This is a genomic window from Streptomyces recifensis, from assembly GCF_002154615.1.
GTDB classification, from domain to species: Bacteria; Actinomycetota; Actinomycetes; order Streptomycetales; family Streptomycetaceae; genus Streptomyces; species Streptomyces griseoluteus.
Genome location: NZ_MUNH01000817.1, coordinates 1 through 561, shown reverse-complemented (window position 1 = coordinate 561; position 561 = coordinate 1). Strand labels below are relative to the sequence as shown.

The following is a 561-nucleotide window of genomic DNA, read 5'->3' as shown; positions in this document are numbered from 1 at the left end:
CGGACTCCTGGAGGGCGCGGGCTCCCCGGTCAAGGGCAAGCTCGGCTACGCCCCCGCCCCGGTGGAGCGGACCAAGTCCTCCGGCTGGCTCTACACCTGGGCCTGGGGCATCCAGCACGCCTCCCGCAACCCCGACAAGGCGTGGAAGTTCGTCTCCTGGGCCTCCAGCAAGCGGTACGAGCAGCTGGTCGGCGACACCAGCGGCTGGGCCAACGCCCCGGCGGGCAAGCGCGCCTCCACGTACACCAACCCGGAGTACCGCAAGGAGGCCGCCTCCTTCCAGGAGATGACCAAGGAGGCCATCGAGAACGCCCGGCCCACCGACCCCGGCGTCCAGCCGCGCCCCGCGCCCGGCATCCAGTTCGTCGGCATCCCCGAGTTCACCGACCTCGGCACCAAGGTGTCCCAGCAGATCAGCGCGGCCATCGCCGGCCGCCAGTCGGTCGACTCGGCCCTGCGCAAGTCCCAGCAGCTCGCCGAGCAGATCTCCAAGGAGTACGAGGGACGATGACAGCGACGACAACGGCCCCCCTCGCGGCCGACTCCGCCCCCGCCCTCCGG

General features: G+C 71.8%; 1 protein-coding gene. It reads left to right on the top strand.

Going from position 1 to position 561, the window contains the following annotated elements; genetic code table 11:
- Positions 1–511 (top strand): extracellular solute-binding protein (locus CCN33_RS30020; RefSeq protein WP_140394767.1); only part of this gene is annotated, 511 nt, incomplete at its 5' end.
- Between the last annotated feature and the right edge of the window lie 50 nt (positions 512–561).